This window comes from Yeosuana aromativorans, assembly GCF_014646655.1.
GTDB classification, from domain to species: domain Bacteria; phylum Bacteroidota; class Bacteroidia; order Flavobacteriales; family Flavobacteriaceae; genus Yeosuana; species Yeosuana aromativorans.
Genome location: NZ_BMNR01000001.1, coordinates 251,228 through 275,284, shown reverse-complemented (window position 1 = coordinate 275,284; position 24,057 = coordinate 251,228). Strand labels below are relative to the sequence as shown.

Here is a 24,057-nt window from a genome sequence, read left to right as displayed (position 1 = left end):
TTTTATTTCTTTTTTAGCAAAGAGATCGAGACGTTGTATGTGTAATTTATAGAAAATAAATTTAAGTATAAGTCTCGATGGAAATCGGGACTTTTTTTATATGATACATACAGTAGCCATACAAGGAATAAAAGGATCGTTTCATCATATTGTGTCGCAGCAATTTTTTGAAAAACCTGTTGATGTCATAGAATGTTTGACATTTGACAGAGTGGTTGAATCCTTAATAAGCAAAGAAAGTGATGCCGTAATTATGGCCTTGGAAAACTCCATTGCAGGCTCTATCATTCCAAATTATGCCTTGATAGACAACCATAATTTGCATATTGTTGGAGAACATTATTTAGATATCCAACATTGTTTGATGGCCTTGCCAAACCAGACCATTGAAGATATCCAAGAAGTGTATTCGCACCCGATGGCCTTGTTGCAATGTAAGGAGTTTTTTAAAGACTATCCACATATTAAATTGGTTGAGGATAAAGATACTGCAGAGGTTGCTGAGCGTATTCACAACAATCAATTAAAACATATTGGTGCCATAGCCAGTGCCTATGCAGCTGAAATCTTTGAGTTGGATATTCTAGCCCATAGTATTCAATCCATCAAACACAACGAAACACGGTTTGTGGTTGTAAAGCGCACCAATTCAGAATATCCAGAAGCAGAGATCAATAAGGCGTCATTGAAATTTGTAGCCGATCACAAACGGGGAAGTTTAGCAACGGTGCTGAATGTAATGAGTGATTGCAAATTGAATTTAACCAAAATACAATCGTTGCCAATCATTGAGACACCTTGGAAATATGCCTTTTTTGTGGATGTGACTTTTGAAACGTATCAAGATTTTGCCAAGGCAAAGTCTATTTTAAATATTATGACCCAAGGTTTGAAAATTTTAGGCGAATACAAAAATGCAAAGTTATGATTGAAGTAGCTAATAGATTGCATACGGTAGAAGAATACTATTTCTCGAAAAAATTACGAGAAGTTAATTTGCTTATTGCAAACGGGAAACCCATTATCAACTTAGGAATTGGAAGTCCTGATATGCAACCGCCGCAAAAGGTAATTGATGCCATTGCCAATAGTTTTTCAAATCCTAATGCGCATAAATACCAGAGCTATCAAGGCTTGCCAGAACTAAGGGATGCTATGGCAGCATTTTATAAAGAGCATTTTAAAGTGCCTTTAAGTCCTACTTCTGAAATTTTGCCATTAATGGGAAGTAAAGAAGGTATTATGCATATTTCCATGGCATACTTAAATGAAGGCGATGCGGTGTTAATTCCGAATCCTGGATATCCAACCTACGAATCGGTCACCAAATTAGTAGGAGCAAAATCTGTTTTTTACGAATTGGATGAAGCCAATAACTGGGCACCGGATTTAAAAGCATTGTCTAAAATGGACTTACGCAAGGTGAAACTCATGTGGGTAAATTATCCGCATATGCCAACAGGTGCACAGCCCAGTAAATTTTTGTTTGAAGAATTAGTGGCCTTTGCCAAAAAGCATAACATATTGGTGGTAAATGATAATCCTTACAGTTTTATATTGAACAATTCACCAAAAAGCATCTTAAGCGTAAAAGGAGCCAAAGATGTTTGCCTAGAGCTTAATTCCTTGAGCAAAACGTTTAATATGGCAGGTTGGCGAGTGGGCATGGTTGTGGGTGATAGCAAACATATTAGCAATATTTTAAAAGTAAAAAGTAATATGGATTCCGGAATGTTTTATGGCATTCAAAAAGGTGCTATTGAAGCGCTCAAGTGCTCAAGCATGTGGTTTAGCACCTTAAATAGCGTGTATCAACAACGAAGGGATTTGGTATGGAAATTAGCAGAAGCCTTGGGTTGCAGTTATGATAAAGAAGCAACTGGTTTGTTTGTTTGGGCAAAATTGCCGGCACATTTAAAATCAGAGGAATTTATAGATTCAGTGCTCAAAAACAATCATATTTTCATTACGCCTGGAACTATTTTTGGAAGTAAAGGTGAGGGTTATATTAGGTTTTCCTTGTGTGCATCAACCGATGTTTTAGAGGAAGCATTATCTAGAGTTATATGAAGAATATATACATCATAGGAGTTGGTTTGATAGGTGGAAGCCTTGCCATAGACATTAAAAAGAATGATCCGAATGTGGTCATTCATGGCATCAGCAGAAAAGAGACCACCCTCAACGAAGCATTAGCGCTTAATTTAATTGATAAAAAGGCCACATTGGATGATGTTGATAAAGCTGATTTGGTAATCATATCCATTCCTGTTGATGCCACCGTTAAGTTGTTACCAACAGTTTTAGATAAAATACAGGATTCCGCTTTAGTGATAGATGCAGGTTCTACAAAATCGGAAATATGCAAAGTGGTTGAAAACCATCCCAAACGAAGAAACTTTTTAGCTATGCATCCCATAGCCGGAACCGAATATTCTGGGCCAAGTGCTGCTATAAGCGGATTGTTTGTGGGCAAAACAAATATTATTTGTGAAGTAGAGAAAACAACGTTCAAGCTTCAGGAAAAAGCTTTGAAGATATTTGAAAAGATTGGTATGCGTATTAGGTATATGAATCCTGAGGCACATGACAAACATATTGCTTATGTGTCGCATTTATCACACATCAGTTCATTCATGCTTGGTAAGACAGTTATAGACAAAGAGAAAAATGAACGTGATATTTTTGACATGGCCGGTAGTGGATTTGCATCAACAGTACGATTGGCAAAAAGTTCACCGGAAATGTGGACACCCATTTTCAAACAGAACAAAGAGAATGTTATTGAAACATTGGAAGAATATATAAACAACCTCACTCAATTTAAAGAGCTGATGAAACAAGATGATTTTGAAGCTATTTTCAATGAGATGAAAAACACAAACCACATAAAAGATATTTTAAACGGAATTGCTTAAGAAGTAAGATTATGGAAAACAAAAAAGAGTTAAGAGCCTGGTTAGATGATTTAAAACTAGAACATCCATTAGTAATTGCAGGCCCATGCAGCGCAGAAACAGAAGAACAAGTTTTAAAAATTGCAAACCAATTAAAAGATACAGATGTTAGTTACTTTAGAGCTGGTATTTGGAAACCTAGAACACGCCCAGGCATGTTTGAAGGTGTTGGTGCACTAGGATTAAAATGGTTGCAAAAAGTTAAGGCAGAAACCGGATTAAAAACAGCAACCGAGGTTGCCAATGCAGCCCATGTAAAATTGGCATTGGAACACGATGTTGATTTATTATGGATAGGTGCACGTTCAACGGTAAGTCCGTTTATTGTTCAAGAAATTGCAGACGCTTTAAAAGGAACCGATAAAATTGTGTTGGTTAAAAACCCTGTAAATCCTGATTTGGCATTATGGTTAGGTGCCATTGAGCGTTTGGCAACGGCCGATATTAAAAAGCTTGGTGTTATTCATAGAGGGTTTTCAACTTATGAAAAAACCAAATACAGAAATAACCCAGAGTGGCAAATGGCCATTGAGCTACAAACCAAGTTCCCTGATTTGCCAATCATTAATGACCCGTCACATATTACAGGTAGACGAGATATGATTTTTGACGTATCGCAAACTGCATTGGATTTGAATTTTGACGGCTTGATGATTGAAACTCATTTTGACCCAGATAACGCATGGAGTGATGCTGCACAGCAAGTAACGCCACAAACGTTAGTACAAATCATGAAAGATTTAAAAATCAGAAAAGAAACTGATGCAGAGGCAGAATATAACAGGTCTTTGGATAATTTGAGAGCGCAAATAGATGTGGTGGATAATCAAATTATCAGTTTGCTTGGAAAACGTATGAAAGCAGCTGATGGCATTGGATCCTTGAAAAAACAAAAGAATGTGGCCGTATTGCAATCGAAACGTTGGAATGAAATTTTAGGGCGTATGGTTTTAGAAGGACAAGATCATGGATTAAGTGAAGAATTTATCTTAAAAATGTTTAAGGCCATTCATCAAGAATCCATCAACCATCAAGAAAAGATTATTAATGGATAACAACAAAAAGCCCCGCATCTGCGGGGCTTTTTAAATATGACTATAATTATTGTTTAGGTCTTTTAAAGATATAACGGGTAATAAAAATGCCTTGTCCATCACCTTTGCCACATTCACTTTCAACGGCACTGTTCACAAAAGCCAATTCCCAGCCTTCCTCTATCATAGTATTAATTTTTGAAGTAATGACCGCATCATTGGCAGCAATGTTTTGAAAACGAATACCACCAATATTGTAGAAATTCAATAGTTTGGTTTCATCAAAATCCTTTACGCGTATTTCGCTTCTGTCAGATTTATTACGGGTATTATCATCTTCGGTTTGGGTAGAAGTAAAATCTTTGTAATTTTTGTCTTCATTGGCGCTGATAATTCTGGAGCGACCTAAGCCATTTGGTACAATTGATTCTACGCTGGTAATAACTTTGTATTCTACTTGTGCTTTGGTGTCAATAAATGATAAAGTCAATAATGCAATGACCAATACTAATTTTTTCATGTTGTTGAGTTTTTAGATTAAGTCCACAATATACACTTTTTGTTAATTTGAAAAGTTGTTAATTTGTAAAAAACAAATTAATCATTGAATGACAGGATTGGTTTATAAATCTACTGGAAGTTGGTACACCGTTAAAACCGATTTGGGTGAAACGTATGAATGCCGTATAAAAGGTAAGTTCCGTATTAAGGACATCAAAAGTACAAACCCCATAGCAGTAGGTGATTATGTTGATTTTGAATTGGAAACTGATAACAATCAAGTCTCCGGAATTATTCATAACATCCATGAAAGAACCAATTATATTGTACGAAAATCGGTTAATCTTTCTAAACAAACCCATATCATTGCTGCCAATATTGATCAGGTATTTTTAATGATTACCATCAATAACCCACCTACGTTGACCAGTTTTATTGATCGGTTTTTGGTAACAACCAACGCGTATTCCATAAAAACCATTTTGCTTTTTAATAAAATTGATACCTATGATGAGGAGATACTTTCTGAAGTAAAATATTTAGCCCATGTATACAGAAAGATAGGTTATGAGTGTATTGCTGTATCAGCAAAAACGGGAAAGAATATTGATAAAGTAAAGTCCTTAATGCATGATAAGGTCAATATGTTTTCTGGGCATTCAGGCGTTGGAAAATCTACTTTAATTAATGCCATTGAGCCTGGCCTGAATATCAAAACCAAGGAGATTTCAACCTTGCATATGCAGGGGCAACATACCACAACATTTGCTGAAATGTTTGATTTGAGCTTTGGGGCTAAAATTATTGATACGCCCGGAATAAAGGGGTTTGGAGTGGTTGATATGGACAAGGAAGAAGTGGGCGATTATTTTCCTGAATTTTTTAAACTAAAACAAGATTGTAAATTTAACAACTGTCTGCATGTTCAAGAGCCACATTGTGCCGTAAAAAAGGCTTTGGATAATGATGAAATAGCCTTTTCACGATATCGCAGTTATTTACAAATTCTGGAAGGAGAGGATGAGCATTACAGAACTGATAACTGGGAAAAAGAATAGATGAAACATCAATGAATAAAATAGTCACATATAACACAATGACAATTTGGATGTTACATCAGACCGCTATAACAAATACGTGTTAACTGATGAAAGTAGTTATACAAAGAGTGTCTTCGGCGAGTGTCACTATTGAAGCTAATCAAGTGGCTTCTATTCAAAACGGCCTTTTAATCCTTCTAGGCATTGTTGAAGACGACCTTCAAGATGATATTGATTGGTTGTCAAACAAAATTGTGAATCTTCGCATTTTTAATGACGAAAACAATGTGATGAACAAATCGTTAAAAGACATTGAAGGAGACGCCATTGTAGTAAGCCAGTTTACCTTGCATGCCTTAACAAAAAAAGGAAACAGACCCAGCTACATAAAAGCCGCTAAACCCGATATTGCCATTCCGCTTTATAAAACATTTGTAAAACAGTTAGAAATAGATTTAGGCAAACATGTGCAAACTGGCGAGTTTGGGGCTGATATGAAGGTTGAATTGATTAATGATGGCCCGGTGACCATAATCATTGATTCAAAAAACAAAGAATAATGGCATCCATATTTGGACATAGTGTGGTTGGTTATACGCTAACCAAAATTATTGATAACAAGAACACCAAGTGGTTATTGTTGGCAGCAATTGTTTCAACTGTTCTACCAGATTTTGATGTAATAGGTTTTAAATTAGGAATTCCATATTCGCATCCATTGGGTCACAGAGGCTTTACACACTCTATTTTATTTGCCCTGCTGTGGGCGTTATTGTTAACATTCACATTAGGTAAAAAAAGCAAAAAACTTTGGTTTTTTGTTATCTTTCTTTGCACGGTTTCACATGGTATATTAGATGCTATGACCACAGGAGGGCGAGGTGTCGGGTTTTTTATTCCATTTGATAATGAGCGCTTTTTCTTTCCGTTACGGGTAATTAAGGTATCTCCGCTGGGTTTTGAGCGTTTTTTTTCGGAATGGGGCTTGCAGGTCATTTTTAGTGAATTTAAGTTTATTGTTTTACCATGTTTTATTATATTTGTTATAAGATTTTTATTACGCCATAAAACGAGCTAAAGGTTTTTAAAATTCTGTCAATTGCGTCTCTCACAAATTATAATTTAGATGTTTATATTAAACATATATAGTGAGCATGAATATTAAAAATACATTTAGCATTTTACTGCTTTTCTTAAGTTTAGCGGTTTTTTCCCAAGACAGTTTATATTTAACTTCAACCATTCCTGAAGACCTTAAAAAGAATGCCAACACCGTCATTAGGTTACATGATATTGATATTTCATTGAACTCTTCAAGTGATATGTCAATTAAAGAAAGAAGGATTGTTACGGTGCTAAATAAGGAGGGTAATGATAATGTTGATGCCTACGTGCATTATGATAACAATGTGAAAATTGTAGCATTGGAGGCTTTGGTTTTCAATAAGTTTGGTGCATTAATAAAAAAAGTTCGAAAAAAGGATTTTAGAGATGTTAGCGCTGTTGATGGAGGGACCTTATACTCAGATTCCAGAGTCAAGTATTTAGAATATACGCCCATTTCATATCCGTACACTATAGAGTTTAATTGTGAAATAAATACTGAGAACACAGCATTTATTGAATCTTTTAGTCCTATTGATGATTATTTTGTAAGTGTTGAAAACAGTAATTATAATATCAATTTTCCAAGTGATATTGTTATCAGGACAAAAGAGAAAAACCTCAATGGTGCCACTATAACAAAAGAAGAGCTTCCCAATAAAATTGGTTATACGGCCAAAAATTTGATAGCTATAAAACCAGAAGAATATAGTCCGTCATTGATTGATGTCGCTCCAAGAGTATTGGTGTCTTCAAATAAATTTACATTAGAAGGCGTTCAAACAGAAGTTACCGATTGGGCTGATTTTGGCAAATGGATGTACAACGATTTGTTGAAAGATACTTATGATTTGCCTGCCAGTACAATTGCTCATATTCAAAACCTTGTTAAAGATGAAACAGACGATATTGCAAAAGCAAAAAAAATATACGAATACGTGCAAGATAAAACCCGTTATATCAGTGTGCAGGTTGGCATTGGAGGCTGGAAACCCTTTAATGCGTCTGAAGTTGATAAATTAGGATATGGAGACTGTAAAGCGTTGACAAATTATACCTTGTCACTTTTAAAAGCAGCAGGAATCAAGTCAAATTATACGGTTGTTTATGCTGGCAGCTCTCAAAGAAGTTTAGAAACCGATTTTACTGCCATGCAAGGCAATCATGTTATACTCAATATTCCAACTGAAAAAGACACCATTTGGCTAGAATGTACCAATCAACAAATTCCTTTTGGGTTTATAGGTGATTTTACAGATGATAGAGACGTGCTTGTAGTAACACCAGAGGGCGGTAAAATTGAGCATACCAAAAAATATACTGCTAATGAAAATGTTCAGTATATAAAAGGAAGATATACAGTATCAAATGAGGGTAATATTGAAGTTAAAGTAAGTGAAACTTCAAAGGGCATTCAGTATGATAATAAGTTTTTCCTGGATGGAAAAACAGAAAGGGATTTAGATACCTATTATAAAAAGCGATGGCGGTACATAAATGGTATGAGCATAACTGATTTGCATATTACCAATGATAAATCAGCTGTAGAATTTATAGAAGACATCAGTTTTAAAGCAACAAATTATACAAAAAAAGCTGGTAACAGAATGCTTTTGAGCATCAATGCACTAAACAGGAATTTAAGTATTCCCGATCACTATAAAGACAGAAAACTACCGCTTAAAATTAACAGAGGCTTTAAAGATATTGATGAAGTTGAAGTGAGGCTGCCACAAGATTACAAGGTTGAATTCTTGCCCAAGGGCGTGGCTATTGAAAATAAATTTGGAAGCTATAAAACCGAATTGATTACCAAAGATGATAAAACATTGGTTTATAAAAGAGAGTTTAAGGTTAATGAAGGGGACTTTCCCAAAGAAGATTATGAAGCTTTCAGGGATTTTTATAAAGAGGTGTCTAAACATGACAACGCTAAAGTGGCATTAATTAAAACATAAACATATGAGAATTTTAGCAATTTTATTAAGCTTAAGTTTTTCTTTAACCATATCTGCACAAGATTATGGTTTTGGAAAAGTATCAAAAGAAGAATTACAAGAAAAATTTAATCCCTTAGATTCATCAGCTAACGCCACTTATTTATATAAGAATAGAAGAACCTATTTTGTGTATAGACAAGAAGAAGGATTTTCTTTAGTAACAGACGTCCAAGAAAGAATTAAAATTTATAATCAAGAAGGTTTTGATAAAGCTACCAAAGCCATTTTGTTATATGATTATGCAGGGGATAGCGAAAAAATATCGGGATTTAAGGCATATACTTATAATTTGATTGATGGAAAGGTTGAAGAAGATAAGCTAAAAAACGATGGTATTTTTAAAACTAAGTACAATGAGTATTATGAACAAACAAAATTTACCATGCCCAATATTAAAGAGGGTTCGGTTATTGAATATAAATATAGTATAGAATCGCCATTTTATTGGAATGTAGATGAATTTGTTTTTCAGCATGATATTCCGGTTAAAAAATTAGAAGCTTATTTTGAAGCACCAGAATATTTTAATTTTAAATCCAATACTAAGGGCTTTTTGAGTGTAGTTCCTAAAAATGAAACCAAAAATGATAAAATAACGTTTAATTATAAAGAAAGAAATACCTCTATGGGAGGTGGGACAACATTTAGTTCTTCAGATTTAGATTTTGTAAAATATGTGTCATCTTATGATTTATCAAACATTCCTGCCTTAAAAGAAGAGCCATATGTAAACAATATAGATAATTATCGTTCTGCAGTAAAATATGAGTTGTCTTATACTAAGTTTCCTCAGGCACCTTTAAAATATTTTTCTACCACTTGGGAGGATGTTGTCAAGACTATTTATGAAAGTCCAAATTTTGGAGGAGAGTTAGATAAAACAGGTTATTATGACGATGAAGTAGACGCTCTCATTGCTTCGGTATCTGATCCTTTGAGTCGTACAGGATTAATATTTAATTTTGTTAAATCTCAGGTAAAATGGAATGGCTATAATGGTAAATACACAAATGATGGTGTTAGAAAAGCGTTTAAAGACCATGTGGGGAATGTTGCCGAAATTAACTTAATGCTAACATCTATGTTACGCTATGCAGGTTTAAATGCTTATCCTGTCTTAGTGAGCACTAGAGATAATGGCATTCCATTATTTCCAACTAGAGATGGTTACAATTACGTAATTACCTATGTTAAGTTTCCTCAAGGCGGTATGTTGCTAGATGCCACAAATAAATTTAGCATGCCTAATGTTTTGCCCTTTAGAGCGTTGAACTGGCAAGGCAGAATTATTACAGAACATGGTAATTCAGAATTAATTGATCTGTATCCCAAAATTGATTCTAAAGATCAAATTACCATGATGGTAGATTTACACGAAAATGGAGATATTGAAGGTGGTTTCAGAAGTATAAAAACCAATCATGACGCTATGTTGTTCAGACAGCGTTATGATGATGTTGACCAAGCTGATTTTTTGGAAAAGCTTGAAAATAAATATGATGGGTTAGAGGTTTCAGAATTTAAAGTAGTGAATACGGATGAGTTGTCTAAACCAATTATGGAATCTTACAAACTTTTTGAAGAAAGCCAAGCCGATATTATTGGTAACAAAATCTATTTTTCACCGTTGTTCCACCTCAAAACTACTGTCAATCCTTTCAAGTTGGAAAAAAGAGAGTTCCCGGTTGATTTTGGTTATCCGTCCTCAAGTGTTTACAGAGTTTCAGTAAATTTGCCAGAAGGATACCAAGTTGAGACATTGCCTGAACCAAAAATTATAGCATTGCCTGATGACTTAGGATCCTTTAAATATATAATTGCGTCGCAAAAAACATCAATTCAATTAACAGTTGAGTATAAAATAAACCAAGCAATTATATTGCCGTTTTACTATGAAACTTTAAAAGAGTATTTCAAGCAATTAATTGAAAAGGAAAACGAACAAATAGTTTTAACAAAAACATTATGAACATTCAAAACGCACAGCAAGTAGTTGATAATTGGATTAACGAACATGGCGTTCGGTATTTTAATGAGCTGACCAATATGGCGCAACTCACTGAAGAAGTAGGTGAAGTGGCACGAATTATCGCTCGCCGTTATGGCGAACAAAGCGAAAAAGACAGCGATAAAGACAAAGACCTTGGAGAAGAACTGGCCGATGTGCTGTTTGTGCTGTTATGTTTAGCCAATCAAACCGGGGTTGATTTGCAAGACGCTTTTGATAAGCGCATGGACAAAAAAGGCAAAAGAGACCATGATAGGCATCATAATAACAAAAAATTAAAATAAATTATAAGTATCTTTGAACGCTTCTTTTAAGAAGCGTTTTTAATTTGTTATATGAATCTTACACTTCAAAAATCAACCATTCAAAAGCAATCAGTTGTTAACATTACTGGGTCAAAAAGCGAATCTAATAGGTTGTTACTTTTACAAGCCTTGTTCCCAAATCTGACTATTGAAAATATCTCCAATTCTGATGACAGCCAATTAATGGCCAAAGCATTAAAAACTGAGTCAGTTGTGATTGATATTCATCATGCCGGTACTGCCATGCGGTTTTTGACTGCCTATTTTTCCATTCAAGAGGGAAGAGAGGTTATTCTCACTGGGTCTGACCGTATGAAGGAACGCCCTATTAAAATTTTGGTTGAAGCTTTGCAATCTTTAGGAGCTCATATTGAGTATTTAGAAAATGAGGGATTTCCGCCATTGAAAATCAAGGGAAAAAAATTAAGTAACAATAAAGTGTCACTTCAAGCTAATGTGAGCAGTCAATATATTTCTGCATTACTGCTTATTGCCACAAAACTTGAAAACGGATTGAAACTAACCCTTGAAGGCGAGATTACCTCAGTTCCATATATTAATATGACTCTCAGCTTATTGGATGAAATAGGTGTGGAATCTTCCTTTAATGATAATGTAATAACTGTAAAACCAATATCTGATATTCAATCAAATAAAACCTTAACGGTAGAATCTGATTGGTCTTCAGCATCTTATTATTATAGCATTGTGGCCTTGTCTCCAGTTGGAACAGAAATAGCACTGTCGTCTTATAAAAACAATTCACTGCAAGGTGATTCGGTTTTGGTTGATATTTATGAGCATTTTGGAGTAACTTCAACATTCAACAATAACACGGTTACTTTAATTAAAGAATCCTCAATATTGCAACCGTTGAGCTTGAACTTGCAAAATGCTCCAGACATTGCGCAAACTATTGCGGTAACATGTTTTGGTTTAGGTATTTCTTGTAATTTAACTGGGCTTCATACACTTAAAATCAAAGAAACTGATAGATTGGTTGCCTTAAAAACAGAAATTGAAAAGTTGGGTGGAAACATTGATATTACTGATAAATCATTACATCTTCATGAATCTAAATCAATAAAAAAGAGTGTTCCTATTGCAACCTATAATGATCACAGAATGGCTATGGCCTTTGCGCCTTTGGCTTTAAAAAATGATATCATTATTGAACACGCGTATGTGGTTTCAAAGTCATATCCAACCTTCTGGGATGACCTCATATCCATTGGTTTTGAAATAACCCAATAATAATCACCCAAATACTTGACAAAGCCTACTTTCAGATTGTATATTTGCAGCCTTTCAAAAAAACACTAAAATACAACACATGAAATTATCGCATTTTGGATTCAATTTACCAGACGAACTATTAGCAGAATACCCATCAGAAAACAGAGATGAATCTCGCCTGATGGTCTTAAACAGAAAAGAACAAACCATTGAGCACAAATTGTTTAAGGATCTTATTGAATATTTCGATGAAGATGATGTCATGATTATTAATAACACAAAGGTGTTCCCGGCGCGTTTATATGGAAATAAGGAAAAAACAGGCGCTAGAATTGAAGTGTTTTTATTACGAGAACTAAATGAAGAACAACGCCTTTGGGATGTATTGGTAGATCCAGCACGTAAAATACGTATAGGTAATAAGCTATATTTTGGTGATGATGACACCTTGGTGGCTGAAGTTATTGACAATACAACCTCTAGAGGACGTACCCTTCGGTTTTTATTTGATGGCTCTTATAAAGAGTTCCGCAAGAAATTAAATGAATTAGGAGAAACACCGCTCCCAAAATACATAAAAAGAAAAGTAGAGCCTGAAGATGAAGAACGCTACCAAACCATTTTTGCGAAAAATGAAGGTGCCGTGGCAGCTCCAACTGCAGGATTGCACTTTTCAAAACATTTATTGAAACGCTTGGAAATAAAAGGCGTTAATTTTGCTGAGGTGACCCTTCATGTAGGACTTGGAACTTTCAATCCAGTTGAAGTTGAAGACTTGTCTAAACATAAAATGGACAGTGAGGAATTGCGTATTGATTCCAAAGCTGTGGAGATTGTAAATACAGGTATCAAAAATAAAAAACGCGTTTGTGCTGTTGGTACTACTGCCATGCGTGCCATAGAGAGCGCTGTGTCATCAAGCGGTATGCTAAATGAAATGGAAGGTTGGACCAATAAGTTTATTTTTCCACCATATGATTTCAGTATTGCCAATTGCATGATTACCAATTTCCATACTCCAAAATCAACACTGTTAATGATGGTGTCTGCATTTGCAGGTCATGATTTTATTAAAAAGGCCTATGCCGAAGCAGTCAAGGAAAAGTATAAGTTTTACAGTTATGGCGATGCCATGTTAATTCTATAACCTTATCAAAAGCCTTGTGAAAACAAGGCTTTTCTTTTATAGGACATTATTTAAAGACTAGTGCTTTCAGTAATCTTTCATACCAAAAACCGTAAATCGAAATTCCTTTCACTATTTTTGCAAAGCATATGGCAACAGTAAAAAAAGACATACGTGCTTTAACCAAAGAGCAATTAAGGGATTTCTTTGCAAAACAAGGAGATAAGGCCTTTCGTGGCAACCAGGTGTATGAATGGCTTTGGCAAAAGGCAGCCTATAGCTTTGATGATATGACCAACTTATCAAAGGAAACCAGGCAAATGTTGGATGATCGTTTTGTTATCAATAATATCGAAGTCAGTACCATGCAGCGCAGTAATGATGGCACGATAAAAAATGCTGTAAGATTGCATGATGGTTTAATTGTGGAGTCGGTTTTAATACCCACACCAACACGTACAACAGCCTGTGTGTCCAGTCAAGTGGGTTGCAGTTTAGACTGTAAATTTTGTGCTACGGCCCGTTTAAAACGCATGCGTAATTTAAATCCGGATGAAATCTATGACCAAGTAGTTGCCATTGATAAAGAAAGCAAATTGTATTTCAATCGACCCTTAAGCAATATTGTATTTATGGGTATGGGAGAACCGCTTATGAACTACAACAATGTCATTAAGGCCATTGACAAAATCACCTCTCCAGAAGGATTGGGCATGTCGCCAAAACGTATCACGGTCTCTACGTCTGGTGTGCCAAAAATGATTAAAAAAATGACAGATGATGACGTTAAATTTAATTTGGCCGTCTCATTACACTCAGCTATTGATGAGGTTAGAACGTCCATTATGCCCTTTAATGAAACGTTTCCTTTGGAAGATTTAAAAGAAGCTTTAGAATATTGGTATGCCAAAACCAAACGGAAAATCAGTTATGAATATGTCGTTTGGAAAGGGATTAATGATACTCAAAAGGATATCGATGCCTTTGTAAAGTTTTGCAAGTATGTGCCCTGTAAAGTCAATATCATTGAATACAATCCCATAGATGATGGGCAGTTTCAACAAGCATCCAATGCTGCTTTAGAGCAATATATTGAGACTTTAGAAAAAAATAGGATTGTGGTTAATGTGCGCCATAGCCGGGGAAAAGATATTGATGCGGCCTGTGGACAACTTGCAAATAAGTCGTAATTAGCAATTTTTCAAGGATTGCAAAACAATCATCATAAATTTCAATGTAAATAGTATCTTTGGGCTTACGCATGAAGATTGTAGAGCAAATAAAACAACCAATCGCTTTTGAGATGGAACTTTTTGAACAAAAGTTTCAACTCTCCATGTCCAGTAAAGTAGCCTTGCTCAATAGAATCACCCATTACATTGTCAACCGTAAGGGAAAACAAATGCGCCCTATGTTTGTGTTTTTGGTTTCAAAAATGGTGTCCAATGGGGAAATTAGTGAACGCACCTATCGAGGGGCCTCGGTTATTGAACTGATCCATACGGCTACCTTGGTACATGACGATGTGGTTGATGACAGCAATCGCAGGCGTGGTTTTTTTTCCATTAATGCACTTTGGAAAAATAAAATTGCCGTATTAATAGGCGATTATTTGCTTTCAAAGGGATTGTTATTGTCCATTGACAATAACGATTTTGATTTACTTAAAATCATATCCATTGCGGTTAGGGAGATGAGTGAAGGGGAGTTGCTTCAAATAGAAAAAGCACGTAAACTTGATATTACAGAAGACGTTTATTATGAAATCATTCGCCAAAAAACGGCAACCCTCATTGCGGCCTGTTGCAGTTTGGGAGCTGCATCAGTAAAGCCAGAGTCACAGCATGTAGAGACCATGCGTAAGTTTGGAGAATTGATTGGGATGGCTTTTCAAATTAAAGACGACTTGTTTGATTATACCGAAGATAAAATCGGAAAACCAACAGGTATTGACATTAAGGAACAAAAAATGACATTGCCTTTAATATATGTGTTGAACCAAGCTTCTAAAAAAGATAAAAACTGGTTGATTAACTCCATAAAAAACCATAATAAGGATAAAAATCGTGTCAAGGAAGTGATTGCATTTGTCAAGGAGAATGGTGGTTTGGAATATGCCATAAAAAAAATGAAGCAATTTCAATTAGAGGCTTTGAATATTTTACAAACATACCCTACTTCAGAGTACAGAAATTCACTGGAATTGATGGTGAATTATGTGATTGACAGAAAAAAATAATTCTTTTAAAAACTACTGCTGTTGCTGTTGTTGCTGAACGATTTCCTGATTTTTGCGATAACTGTTAACATCTTCCGATTTTTCAGTCTGAGCTGTGAATTGATTTATACTTGAAGTATCTTTAGAAGTACTAACAGTTACTTTTACCACTAGTTGGTCATCAACATTTCCTTTAAAAACACCTTTTACAGGTGAGCAGTCATTATAATTTCTTCCAACTGCGAGTCGTACATGGTTTTCATTGGCTATAATATTATTGGTAGGGTCAAAACCCAACCAGCCATAAAATGGAATGTAAGCTTCTATCCAAGCATGTGTGGCACCCTCTCCACGAGTGAATTCATCATTGGCAAAAATATAACCGCTCACATAACGAGCTGGAATGCCAAGCATTCTGCTCATTTGTAACATTACATTGGTAAAATCTTGGCAAACGCCTGCTTTTAAATCCCAAATTTCATCTAGAGTGGTTTGTATGGTGGTAATTCCTTTGGTATATTTAAAATTATTGTAAATATAGTCACAAAGCTCTTGAAGGATTTTATAAGGTGTTATTTTGTTAAAATCTTTGCTTTCAATCCAATCGGTAATATCTTGGGAGCCATTAAAAGGTCTGTGCTTTAAAAAATCTATATAATTGATATGATGACGTAACAGTTTTAATTCCTCCCACTGCAAAGCAGCCTTTTTGGTGTCTTCTGGAAATGGTTTTGCAAAGGTTGTTACTTCCGTCTCAGATTCTATCGATAAGAGGTCATGAGGCTCAATAATCATGAATGTACCGACCACATTGTTATAAAAATCGAGATATGTGTCAATAAATGGATTGGTATTTACCGTTACCTTTTGATATATTAATTTCTGAAAATTGTCTGCAATAGGATATAGCTTGATTTGATTGGCCGCATCAATAACGGTATCACTATAGTTGTATTGAGTAAGATGTTTTATATAAAATGTTGCCATTATCTGTTTTAATTGGAATGGGAAAAATAAACCGTGTTAATACTTAGCGAGATGTTTTTAATGTCCTCTTTAATGCCTAAAATAAAATTATTAAGGCCGAGTTCATTGATCCCCTCAATAGTAGTGTATTTTATGGTGCTTTCAAGTTTTCCCAATAAAAATTCTGTATTGTTTCGTTCCAGTTCATTGCTTTCTATAAGCTGGTTGATGTGCCTGCTTAATTTATTTACACAATAATACATGGATCTGGGAAATAACTTATCCTGAAAGATCATCCTAATTACATGGTTTTCCTGGAATGATGATTTATGTGTTTTTAAATACAGCTGATATCCACCAACAGATAACAGGAGATTTTTCCAATAGAAACTTTGTTCTAAACTATCTGATGTTTTTGCAATTTCCATGAGTTTCATAGCGGTAAAATCTGAAATCTGTATGACACGCTCCAAAAATTTACCCACATTCATAAAGTAATAGGAAGGCCCTCTTTCTTGAGTCATATCCATAGTTCCATTATACATTAAATGGTATTTTTTTAACTCGTCCAAAAAGACAATAGGATCTTCCTCCAATAGTTTTTCAACTAAATTTTTTTTGGTTAAGTACAAGTAATAATTATTGATACAAAGCCATAGCTCTCTTGAGATGTGTTCTTGAACGCTGCGAGCATTTTCCCTTGCTTTGGTGACTAAATTTAGAATGGAGTTAGGGTTGTTTAAATTAAAAACCATAAACTCAATACATTTAATAGCATCTTCCGTATAAAAATCTTCTCCTGAAGCATTGTAATTTTGAATAATTGGGGTCCAAGAGAACAGTTCCGGGGAATCTTGGTTAGCATAAAAGTTTACCTTAAGCAAGCTTAAGATGCCATTTCCACGCTCCATATACCGTTCTAACCAAATAAGATTGTTTGCAACTCTACTTAACATATATTATAGTCTAAATTTAATTGATGACCCACGTATCTTTGCTGCCTCCTCCTTGTGAGCTGTTGACCACCAAGGAACCTTTTTTAAGGGCTACACGGGTTAAACCACCCGGACAAATATCAATGCCGTCTTTTCCTGATAAAGCAAATGGCCTAAGGTCAATACAACGTGGTGATAACTGGCCATCAATATAGCAAGGAGCTGTTGATAGTTTTAAAATGGGTTGTGCAATAAAGTTTTCAGGCTTTTTTTTAAGGTTGTCTAAATAATCCTTAATCTCTTCTTCAGATGCCTCATGGCCCATAAGCATGCCATAACCACCACTGCCATCTGTTTTTTTAATGACCATGGTTTTAATGTTTTTTATAACATATTCCAGCTCATCAGGTCTTCCTAATTGATATGTTTCAATGTTTTTTAATATAGGCTCTTCGCCTAAGTAGTATGAAATCATATCTGGCACATAAACATATGTGGCTTTATCGTCTGCAACACCCGTTCCAGGGGCATTGATGATATTGACGTTGCCTTTTCGGTAGGCTGCCATGATGCCGGCAACACCCAAAACGCTTGTGGCATTAAATTCAAGTGGGTCTAAAAAATCATCGTCAACACGTCTGTATATTACATCTACCTGTTTTAGGCCATTGGTGGTTTTCATATAAACAAAATGATTTTTTACAACTAAGTCAGAGCCTTCAACCAACTCAATGCCCATAAGACGAGCCAATGTGGTGTGCTCATAATAGGCCGAATTGTAAATTCCAGGTGTTAATAGTACAATATTTGGATTGCTGTTATAGGAAAGTTCTTGTAGCTTTTTATACAACATGTTTGGGTAGTTTGATACAGAACGGACATTGTTTTTTGGCAATATGCCTGGGTAAAGACGTTTGGAAATTTCCCTGTTTTCTAGCATGTAACTTACCCCAGACGGTGTTCTTAAATTATCTTCCAAAACATAAAATTCTCCATCGTTATTGCGTATCAAGTCTACACCTGCAATGTGAACATACACATCATGGGGCACTTTAATACCTTTCATTTCCCGCATGTAATTGGGACAGGAATAGATTAAATCGGCTGGTACAATGCCATCTTTAATGATGAATTGTTCATTGTAAATATCTTTTATAAATAAATTTAAAGCTTTAATGCGTTGTTTGATACCCCGTTCAATTTTATCCCATTCAGAACCTGTGATGATTCTTGGCACAATATCAAAAGGGAATATTTTTTCAATACCCTCATTGTCGTTGTATACAGTAAATGTCACACCTTGGCTCATAAAAAGCTGTTTGGATAGTTCTTCTTTTTTGCTAAGGGTTTCTTTTGACGTGTTTTTTAAAAACGCTATAATCGTTTCATATTGACCTCTAATCTCAGCATTGGTATTGAACATTTCATCCCAAGTGCTAGAGAGTTGGTCGTAGGATGAAAATAATTGATCTTTGCTCATATAACAGGTGTGTATGTATCAAATATAACGATTGTTAAATAATATTCAATAAATTAAACTATTTACAAATAATAAATTATCAATTTCATTTTTTTTGTAAAAATAATTTACATATTAAGAAAAAATATTAATAAAAATTTAAAATTATGATTTTCGGTATTTTAAAAATGCAGGCAAGCTAAGTGTTTGATAAATATGAATTTACATATAGGGGTGTGAATCGTAAGTTAATTATTTATGCCCAGAAAATAAAGCATAATCAATTTTTTTTCACCTTTAGGCAACCATTTGTACACTATTTGCGTCTATACAAACAGAAGACAAAATGAAATCACTTTTGAAAGTCATTCAACTGTATAAAAATGAAACAAACCTTATAGCAAAGGCTATTAAAAATAATCGTGACGCACAGCACGTATTGTTTGAAATGTACGCTCCCAAAATGCTAAGTGTTTGCAGATATTACATAAAGGATTTACAGCACGCTGAGGAAGCAATGTTAAATGGATTTTTTAAAGTGTTTTCCAATTTAAAAAATTTTAGGGGAGAAGGGAGTTTTGAAGGTTGGATACGGCGCATTATGGTGCGGGAAAGTATTTCGTTTTTGAGGCAACAAAAACAGATTGAATTTCCAATGGAAGAGCTTGGTTTCAAAAACGATTTTACTAATATTATCAACACTGAAATTGAAGTAGCCGAAATACAACAGCTTATAGATGAACTTCCCGAAGGGTACAAAATGGTGTTTGTCATGTATGCCATTGAAGGCTATAAACATCATGAAATTGCACAGATGCTTAATATAACGGAAGGTACCTCAAAATCACAATTATTTAAAGCAAGGAATCTGTTGCAACAAAAAATAAAGGACTTAAACAAGACAAGCTATGGAACCAAATAAATTTGAAAAACACATAAAGAATACGCTTGAAAAGCGAACTATTCAGCCATCAAAAGATGCTTGGAATAAATTGGAAGACAAGCTGAATGCTTCAGAAAACCACCAAAAAAGCAACTATTTTATGTGGATAGGCATAGCGGCCAGTATTGTGGGGATATTATTGGTGGTATCGCAATTTTTCAATGACAATCAAATGGATAACATTGAACCAGTTATCGTTAACAATCCAAAAATTGAAACACAAGATGAACCCACACAAATAGCAGTTGAAAAAATGGATGACAACAAGCAGAATAAAGTATCTGAAAAATCAGATTATAAAATAAAGCCAGCTATAATTACAAAAACTCCGGTGCTTAAAATACATCCTAAAGAGCAGGAGCCAATAGCATTGTCTGAGCCAGTGGTTTCAGATAAAGATATTGTTCCAGAAAATCCAATAATAAACCATGTTGAAATAAAGCAAAACAAGTTAAGTTTAGAAGACGAAAAAATACAGGATGTAATCGCACAGGTTCAATCGTTAAAAGACCGAAACCATACGGTAACAGATAACGAGATTGAATTGTTATTGCAACAAGCCCAAAAGGACATCAGGCAACAACAAATGTATGATGAAAACTCAGGGGTTGTTGATGCTCAATTATTGCTAGAAGATGTTGAAACCGATTTGGATCAATCCTTTAGAGAGAAAGCCTTTGAGGCTTTAAAAGCCAATTTCAATTTTATAAAAACAGCCGTTGCTAAGCGCAATGATTAACATAAATCATCAATTAATCAATATTATTTTAAAATCAAAAAACGAACAGTTATGCAAACCATTACAAAGTATGTAGCACTCATTGTGCTTACCTTAAATGTGCAACTCATCACGGCACAAGACACCATTCAAAATATTAAAAACCAAGCTAAGATTGAGTCTTTAAGAAATCTCAAAGAACGCATCAAGACAGAAGAACGAGACTTTTTAAAAGCTGAGGTTGAAGCTATCAATATGCGTTTGGAGAAAGGCGACATTACAGCTAAAGAAGCAGAGAATTTAAAAATGGAAGCTGCCAAAAAACGAGCGCTTAACATTGAAAACAGATTGGCCATAGTTGATAATAAAATCGCATTGTTGCAGCGCAATGATGACGATTATAACAACAATGACAATCTAGATAATTCAGCTATTGGAATTAGTATTGGCGGGGAAGATGGTAGTTTTGGAGGTTTTAGAATTAATGCTAAAAACAAACCCAAAAAGTATGACCGAAAAACCACTAGTGATATGGTTTTGGCCTTTGGATTTAACAATGCCATTATTGATGGGCAAAACCTAAACGAATCGCCTTATAAATTTGGAGGCTCACGTTTTTTTGAAATTGGTTGGGCTTGGAAAACACGTGTATTTGAAAACACCAATTTTATGCGCTTAAAGTATGGCGTATCAGTACAAATTAATGGTTTAAAGCCGACAGACAATCGTTATTTTGTTCAAGATAACAATACAACATATTTAGAGGAATATCCTATTGACCTGAAAAAATCTAAGTTGTCCATTTCAAATTTGGTATTTCCAGTACATTTTGAATTTGGTCCATCCAAAAAAATTGACCGAGACACCTATTTCAGATATTCCACTAACAATCAGTTTAAAATAGGACTGGGAGGTTATGCCGGTTTTAATATAGGTACCCGTCAAAAACTAAAATATATGTTGGATGGCGAGCGTGTTAAGGACAAACAAAAGCGCGGTTTTAATACCACAAACTTGGTGTACGGTTTAAGCGGATATATTGCTTTTGATGACACAGCTTTGTACGTTAAATATGATCTGTCACCTATTTTTAATAACCAGGCCGTTGACCAGCACAATATTTCTATTGGTGTAAGGTTTGATATGGATTAGTCATTTTAAAATTACTTGTTAGGATGGCCACTCATTTCAAAAACAAGGTGGCCTCCATTTTCAATATTATGATGTGAAATTTGATTATTGGTAATTGGTATGCCATTTAACATCACACGTTTTACGTACACATGATCCTTACTTTGATTTTCAGCCCTTATCATTAGTGTCTTTCCGTTATCTAAGTGGATTTTGGCTTCTTTAACCAACGGACTTCCTAAAGCATAATTTGGTGAACCAGGAGTTACAGGGTAAAACCCTAAACTACTAAATACATACCAAGCACTCATTTGGCCGGCATCGTCATTGCCACATAAACCATCAACTGTTGGACCATACATGGTATTCATAATCATACGAACAACTGCTTGGGTTTTTTCTGGATGACCTGTCCAATTATATAAATATGGAATATGGTGTGAGGGTTCGTTGCCATGTACATAATTGCCTATTAAACCATCACGAGTGATATCTTCGTTTTTTTCAATATACTTATCATCCAAATTCATCGTAAACAGAGAATCTAAATGTTGGCTAAAGCGCTCTTTTCCTCCCATCATAGCAATCATATTGTCAATGTCTTGTGGTACATATAATCCATAATTCCAGGCATTCCCTTCTATGAAACCTTGTCCCTCTGTATCCAGTGGGTCAAATTCTTTTTTGAAGGTACCATTAGATAATTTAGGACGCATAAAACCAATACTTACGTCATAAACATTCTTGTAATATTCAGATCGTTTTAAGTATTCAGATTCTATTTCAGGCTTTGCAACTTGTTTTGCTATTTGTGCAATACACCAATCATCATAAGCATATTCCAATGTTTTGGAAACAGATGAGCTGTTTTTGTCTTCTGGCACAAAATGATATTTTTTATAGTCTCCAATACCATCATAATAATCAACATTTGAGGTGTTAAAAGAAGCCTGCAAAGCATGTTCTTTGTCAAAATCACCAACATGTTTTACTAAAGCGTCCGCAATTACTGATGTGGCATGATAACCAATCATGCACCAGTTTTCATTGGCATAATGACTCCAAATGGGCAACATGTGGTGTACACTTTGATCATAATGTGCTAACATGCTCTTTACCATATCATTATTTCGTTTAGGCTGAATGATATTGAACAACGGGTGCAAGGCACGATAAGTGTCCCAAAGTGAAAATACGGTATAATTTGTAAAATCATCAGAAACATGTATGTTTTGGTCCAATCCTCGATATTGGCCATCAACATCCTCATAGATTATTGGGCTTAACATAGTATGGTACAAGGCTGTGTAAAAGGTTGTTTTGTCAGATTCTGCAATGGTTTTGATTTCAATTTTTGAAAGCTCCTTGTTCCATTTTTCTTTGGTTTTGGATTTAGTTTTTTCAAAGTTCCATCCAGGGATTTCAGTCTGTAAATTTTTTAATGCTCCCGCTGAACTTACAGAGGATAAAGCCATTTTTATTTGAATTTTCTCATTAGCCTTAGTGTCAAAATTGAAATAAGCGCGAATGTTTTTGCCCGCCATTTCAGGAAAGTTTTCAAACTGCTTAAATTTTCTGTAAAAACCATCGTAAATAATCTGGTCATATTTTTTATGCCCGTAACTTTTAAAAGGTTTTGAAAACTTCATTGCAAAAAAGACTTTCCGGTCCCTTGCCCAACCTTTGGTTTGTCTATAGCCAGTAACGGTTGAATCATTTTCTACTCTAATAAAAGTCCAAACGTTTTTATTTTCATATTGATAAACATTATAAACCATATCTAGAATTATATGGGCGTTATCAGATTTTGGAAATGTGTATTGATGGAACCCTACACGATCACTTGTGGTAAGCTCGGCTTTAATATCGTAGCTGTCTAACATAACTTTGTAATAACCAGGAGAAGCCTCTTCGTTGTCGTGTGAGAAAGTTGAGTAAAAACCTTTTTTATTATCATTCGTTTTTAAGGGGTCAAGCACTAAGTCTCCTATTGTTGGCATTACTAAGAAATCGCCTAAATCAGAATGTCCTGTGCCACTTAGATTTGTATGGGAAAACCCTATGATTGTGGAATCTTTGTATTGGTAGCCCGCACAGTAATCATACGTCTTTGGATTATAGTGGCCATTTTCAAACATGGTTTCAAAATTGGTTTGAGGGCTTAATTGTACCATTCCAAAAGGGGCAGTAGCACCTGGAAAAACATGTCCCATTTTACTGGTGCCAATAAACGGGCTTACAAATTGGGTGTAGTCAATTGTTGAATTTGAAGCAGTAAAAGGTTTAGTTTTTTTATTGCTACAAGCATTTAAAATAAATAAGCTTAATACCAGAAAAGAGATGTTTTTCATGTTTGTGAATTTGCGTGTTTGAAAT

22 protein-coding genes are annotated in these 24,057 nt (G+C 34.9%); 17 read left to right on the top strand and 5 right to left on the bottom strand.

Translation table 11 applies throughout. The features are described 5' to 3' along the window. Nucleotides 1–100 precede the first annotated feature (100 nt). The 4 genes from IEW94_RS01085 to IEW94_RS01070 are packed head-to-tail and all read left to right on the top strand — an operon-like array spanning nucleotide 101 to nucleotide 4,012. Nucleotides 101–928 (top strand): prephenate dehydratase, encoded by an 828-nt coding sequence (locus tag IEW94_RS01085; RefSeq protein ID WP_188649416.1) that lies wholly within the window; start codon nucleotides 101–103, stop codon nucleotides 926–928. Further along, nucleotides 925–2,070, top strand: coding sequence for a pyridoxal phosphate-dependent aminotransferase (locus IEW94_RS01080; protein ID WP_188649415.1), 1,146 nt, complete (start codon nucleotides 925–927; stop codon nucleotides 2,068–2,070). Before IEW94_RS01085 ends, IEW94_RS01080 begins: the two co-directional genes overlap by 4 nt. Then, on the top strand, nucleotides 2,067–2,918 hold the full coding sequence (locus IEW94_RS01075) for a prephenate dehydrogenase (protein WP_188649414.1): 852 nt from the start codon (nucleotides 2,067–2,069) through the stop codon (nucleotides 2,916–2,918). The genes IEW94_RS01080 and IEW94_RS01075 overlap by 4 nt, the downstream gene beginning before the upstream one ends. A gap of 11 nt (nucleotides 2,919–2,929) precedes the next feature. Continuing rightward, nucleotides 2,930–4,012: a bifunctional 3-deoxy-7-phosphoheptulonate synthase/chorismate mutase type II gene (locus tag IEW94_RS01070; RefSeq protein ID WP_188649413.1), complete on the top strand. Its 1,083-nt coding sequence runs from the start codon at nucleotides 2,930–2,932 to the stop codon at nucleotides 4,010–4,012. Between the two features lie 46 nt (nucleotides 4,013–4,058). Here IEW94_RS01070 and IEW94_RS01065 read toward each other — a convergent pair whose 3' ends face one another. Beyond that, the gene (locus IEW94_RS01065) at nucleotides 4,059–4,511 is read right to left on the bottom strand and encodes a hypothetical protein (RefSeq protein ID WP_188649412.1); all 453 of its coding nucleotides are present in this window, start codon (nucleotides 4,509–4,511) and stop codon (nucleotides 4,059–4,061) included. 88 nt (nucleotides 4,512–4,599) lie between these two features. On the opposite strand from IEW94_RS01065, the gene rsgA reads away from it, so the two are divergent. The 10 genes from rsgA (at nucleotide 4,600) to IEW94_RS01015 (ending at nucleotide 15,550) form a co-directional block, all read left to right on the top strand. Continuing rightward, nucleotides 4,600–5,550, top strand: coding sequence for a ribosome small subunit-dependent GTPase A (gene rsgA / locus IEW94_RS01060; RefSeq protein WP_188649411.1), 951 nt, complete (start codon nucleotides 4,600–4,602; stop codon nucleotides 5,548–5,550). 89 nt (nucleotides 5,551–5,639) lie between these two features. Further along, nucleotides 5,640–6,092 carry a D-aminoacyl-tRNA deacylase gene (gene dtd / locus IEW94_RS01055; RefSeq protein ID WP_188649410.1) on the top strand — a complete coding sequence of 151 codons (453 nt, stop codon included), beginning with the start codon at nucleotides 5,640–5,642 and terminating at the stop codon, nucleotides 6,090–6,092. Continuing rightward, nucleotides 6,092–6,610 (top strand): metal-dependent hydrolase, encoded by a 519-nt coding sequence (locus tag IEW94_RS01050; RefSeq protein WP_188649409.1) that lies wholly within the window; start codon nucleotides 6,092–6,094, stop codon nucleotides 6,608–6,610. The genes dtd and IEW94_RS01050 overlap by 1 nt, the downstream gene beginning before the upstream one ends. 76 nt (nucleotides 6,611–6,686) lie before the next feature. After that, nucleotides 6,687–8,594, top strand: a complete 1,908-nt coding sequence (locus IEW94_RS01045; protein WP_188649408.1) for a DUF3857 domain-containing transglutaminase family protein — start codon at nucleotides 6,687–6,689, stop codon at nucleotides 8,592–8,594. A 4-nt stretch (nucleotides 8,595–8,598) separates the two neighbouring features. Further along, on the top strand, nucleotides 8,599–10,605 hold the full coding sequence (locus IEW94_RS01040; RefSeq protein WP_188649407.1) for a DUF3858 domain-containing protein: 2,007 nt from the start codon (nucleotides 8,599–8,601) through the stop codon (nucleotides 10,603–10,605). Then, nucleotides 10,602–10,928 (top strand): nucleotide pyrophosphohydrolase, encoded by a 327-nt coding sequence (locus IEW94_RS01035; RefSeq protein ID WP_188649406.1) that lies wholly within the window; start codon nucleotides 10,602–10,604, stop codon nucleotides 10,926–10,928. The genes IEW94_RS01040 and IEW94_RS01035 overlap by 4 nt, the downstream gene beginning before the upstream one ends. A gap of 51 nt (nucleotides 10,929–10,979) precedes the next feature. Next, a complete protein-coding gene (locus tag IEW94_RS01030; RefSeq protein WP_188649405.1) occupies nucleotides 10,980–12,203 on the top strand; it encodes a 3-phosphoshikimate 1-carboxyvinyltransferase in 1,224 nt (407 codons plus the stop codon). 79 nt (nucleotides 12,204–12,282) lie between these two features. Then, entirely contained in the window at nucleotides 12,283–13,332 is a 1,050-nt protein-coding gene (queA, locus tag IEW94_RS01025) for a tRNA preQ1(34) S-adenosylmethionine ribosyltransferase-isomerase QueA (RefSeq protein WP_188649404.1), read from the top strand. 128 nt (nucleotides 13,333–13,460) lie between these two features. Then, nucleotides 13,461–14,501 carry a dual-specificity RNA methyltransferase RlmN gene (gene rlmN / locus IEW94_RS01020; protein WP_188649403.1) on the top strand — a complete coding sequence of 347 codons (1,041 nt, stop codon included), beginning with the start codon at nucleotides 13,461–13,463 and terminating at the stop codon, nucleotides 14,499–14,501. Between the two features lie 71 nt (nucleotides 14,502–14,572). Next, on the top strand, nucleotides 14,573–15,550 hold the full coding sequence (locus IEW94_RS01015) for a polyprenyl synthetase family protein (RefSeq protein WP_188649402.1): 978 nt from the start codon (nucleotides 14,573–14,575) through the stop codon (nucleotides 15,548–15,550). 12 nt (nucleotides 15,551–15,562) lie between these two features. Here the strand turns inward: IEW94_RS01015 and IEW94_RS01010 are convergent, their stop codons facing one another. From IEW94_RS01010 to IEW94_RS01000, 3 genes are read right to left on the bottom strand one after another with little or no spacing between them, the layout of a single operon-like run. Next, the gene (locus IEW94_RS01010; protein ID WP_188649401.1) at nucleotides 15,563–16,516 is read right to left on the bottom strand and encodes a transglutaminase family protein; all 954 of its coding nucleotides are present in this window, start codon (nucleotides 16,514–16,516) and stop codon (nucleotides 15,563–15,565) included. Nucleotides 16,517–16,524: 8 nt separating this feature from the next. Continuing rightward, nucleotides 16,525–17,451 (bottom strand): alpha-E domain-containing protein, encoded by a 927-nt coding sequence (locus IEW94_RS01005; RefSeq protein WP_188649400.1) that lies wholly within the window; start codon nucleotides 17,449–17,451, stop codon nucleotides 16,525–16,527. Nucleotides 17,452–17,467: 16 nt separating this feature from the next. Continuing rightward, entirely contained in the window at nucleotides 17,468–18,910 is a 1,443-nt protein-coding gene (locus IEW94_RS01000) for a circularly permuted type 2 ATP-grasp protein (protein WP_188649399.1), read from the bottom strand. A gap of 325 nt (nucleotides 18,911–19,235) precedes the next feature. Here IEW94_RS01000 and IEW94_RS00995 point away from each other — a divergent pair, with 325 nt between their 5' ends. The 3 genes from IEW94_RS00995 to IEW94_RS00985 are packed head-to-tail and all read left to right on the top strand — an operon-like array spanning nucleotide 19,236 to nucleotide 21,702. Further along, a complete protein-coding gene (locus tag IEW94_RS00995) occupies nucleotides 19,236–19,811 on the top strand; it encodes an RNA polymerase sigma factor (RefSeq protein ID WP_229669412.1) in 576 nt (191 codons plus the stop codon). Further along, on the top strand, nucleotides 19,798–20,571 hold the full coding sequence (locus IEW94_RS00990; RefSeq protein ID WP_188649398.1) for a hypothetical protein: 774 nt from the start codon (nucleotides 19,798–19,800) through the stop codon (nucleotides 20,569–20,571). Before IEW94_RS00995 ends, IEW94_RS00990 begins: the two co-directional genes overlap by 14 nt. Nucleotides 20,572–20,622: 51 nt before the next feature. Beyond that, nucleotides 20,623–21,702 carry a hypothetical protein gene (locus IEW94_RS00985; RefSeq protein WP_188649397.1) on the top strand — a complete coding sequence of 360 codons (1,080 nt, stop codon included), beginning with the start codon at nucleotides 20,623–20,625 and terminating at the stop codon, nucleotides 21,700–21,702. Nucleotides 21,703–21,713: 11 nt separating this feature from the next. Here IEW94_RS00985 and IEW94_RS00980 read toward each other — a convergent pair whose 3' ends face one another. Then, nucleotides 21,714–24,032, bottom strand: a complete 2,319-nt coding sequence (locus IEW94_RS00980) for a GH92 family glycosyl hydrolase (protein WP_188649396.1) — start codon at nucleotides 24,030–24,032, stop codon at nucleotides 21,714–21,716. Nucleotides 24,033–24,057: the final 25 nt, after the last annotated feature.